We start from the raw sequence: 1,621 nt of genomic DNA, 5'->3' as shown, positions 1-1,621 counted from the left end.
GCATAGCCGAAGTAGGGAACGACCGCCGTGATGCGCGTCGCCGAGGCGCGGCGCAGGGCGTCGACCATCAGGATCAGTTCCATCAGGTTGTCGTTCGTGGGGGCGCAGGTGGACTGGAGGATGAACACATCCTTGCCACGCACGTTCTCATTGATCTCGACTGCGATTTCGCCGTCGCTGAACTGGCCCACCGTCGCATGACCCATGCGGCTGTCCAGGCTCTCGGCAATCTTGTGAGCGAGTTCGGGATTGGCGTTCCCGGTGAAAACCATCAATTTTGACACGCACGGCCACCTTTGCAGTGTTGGGGATCAGGGGAGAAAACGTCGGATCGTCGTCGAGTTGGCTGGGGTACCAGGATTCGAACCTGGGAATGCCGATACCAAAAACCGGTGCCTTACCACTTGGCGATACCCCAGCAATAACCGAACGACTCGATCGGGCGTCAACCGCCCAGAGCATCATGTAGGGGAGAGTCGTTGAGCCCGCGTGCCGTCCATACGCGATAGCGCTTGGCGGCCTCTTGCGTCACGGCTTTCGCGGCGTGCTCGGACTCGAATTCGGCAAACAGGCAAGCGCCGGTGCCGGTCAGGCGGCTGGGTGCGTACTGGCCGAGCCACTCGAGTGCGCAGGCGATCGATGGATGGCGTTTCTTGACCGTTTCTTCACAGTCGTTGCGCCACGCGCTCGCTCCCCCCTGCAGTGCGCGCGCCATAGTAATGGGGGGGCTTGCGCGTGTCAATTCCGGGTCCTGAAAGACGGCCGGGGTCGAGACGCTCACCCCGGGGTGGATCACCACGAACCAGGGCGTGTCGAGGGTGACCGGGGTGAGCTTCTCGCCCACGCCTTCGGCCCAGGCGCTCTGGCCGTGGACGAACACCGGCACATCGGCACCGAGCGACAGGCCAAGCTCGGCCAGCGCGTCGAGGGAGAGCCCGAGCCCCCAGAGTCGGTTGAGCCCGACCAGCACCGTGGCGGCGTTGGAGCTGCCGCCGCCGAGGCCGCCGCCCATGGGCAGGCGCTTGGTGAGGCCGATCTCGACTCCCTGGCGGTGGTCCCGGCGGTAGGGGGCAAGCATCCGGGCGGCGCGCACCACCAGGTTATCCTCGAAGCGTACCCCGTCGAGCGCCTCGTCCAGCATGATCTCGCCATCATCGCGCAGGGTGAGGGTGAGCTCGTCCTGCAGGTCGATGAACTGGAACAGCGTCTGCAGGGTGTGATAACCGTCCGGGCGACGGCCGGTGATGTGCAGCATGCGGTTGAGTTTCGCCGGTGCCGGCAGGGTCAGCCGGCACGCGGGGCTATCGTTGCTCGCCAAGGGTCACTCCTGGTCGCTGCGCGCACGCCACTGGTTCACCACCAGGGTGATGCGTATCTCGTCGATGTTCATCACCAGGCGGCGCGGCAGCCACATGCCTTCCACTTCTTCCCAGTCACGATAGTCGATCTGCCAGCCATCCTGCTCGAGATGGCTCGGGAAGCCCAGCGCGTCGGTCTCGAGCTGATAGCTCGAGTCGCCGCCGGGAAGCCCTCGCACCCAGTCGGGCATGGCGCGCACCGGCAGCGACCAGCCGAGCTGCTCCTCCATCAGCGCCTCCGGCGTCTCGGCCTCGAAGCGGCC

At 65.5% G+C, this 1,621-nt stretch carries 3 protein-coding genes and 1 tRNA gene; all 4 read right to left on the bottom strand.

What is annotated here, in order from left to right; all coding sequences use genetic code 11:
* Window positions 1-284 (bottom strand): ribose-phosphate diphosphokinase (gene prs, locus BIS11_RS16985; RefSeq protein ID WP_253586640.1); only part of this gene is annotated, 284 nt, incomplete at its 3' end.
* A 59-nt stretch (window positions 285-343) separates the two neighbouring features.
* Window positions 344-418: transfer RNA gene (locus BIS11_RS16980), tRNA-Gln, on the bottom strand.
* 27 nt (window positions 419-445) lie between these two features.
* Entirely contained in the window at window positions 446-1,318 is an 873-nt protein-coding gene (ispE, locus tag BIS11_RS16975; RefSeq protein ID WP_301282921.1) for a 4-(cytidine 5'-diphospho)-2-C-methyl-D-erythritol kinase, read from the bottom strand.
* Between the two features lie 3 nt (window positions 1,319-1,321).
* Window positions 1,322-1,621: lipoprotein insertase outer membrane protein LolB (gene lolB / locus BIS11_RS16970; RefSeq protein WP_253586639.1), on the bottom strand; the 300-nt coding region annotated here is incomplete at its 5' end.

It is taken from the genome of Halomonas sp. 707D4, assembly GCF_024158685.1.
GTDB lineage: Bacteria > Pseudomonadota > Gammaproteobacteria > Pseudomonadales > Halomonadaceae > Vreelandella.
The sequence above is the reverse complement of the archived record's forward strand: the minus strand, read 5'-3'. Positions and strand labels throughout refer to the sequence as shown.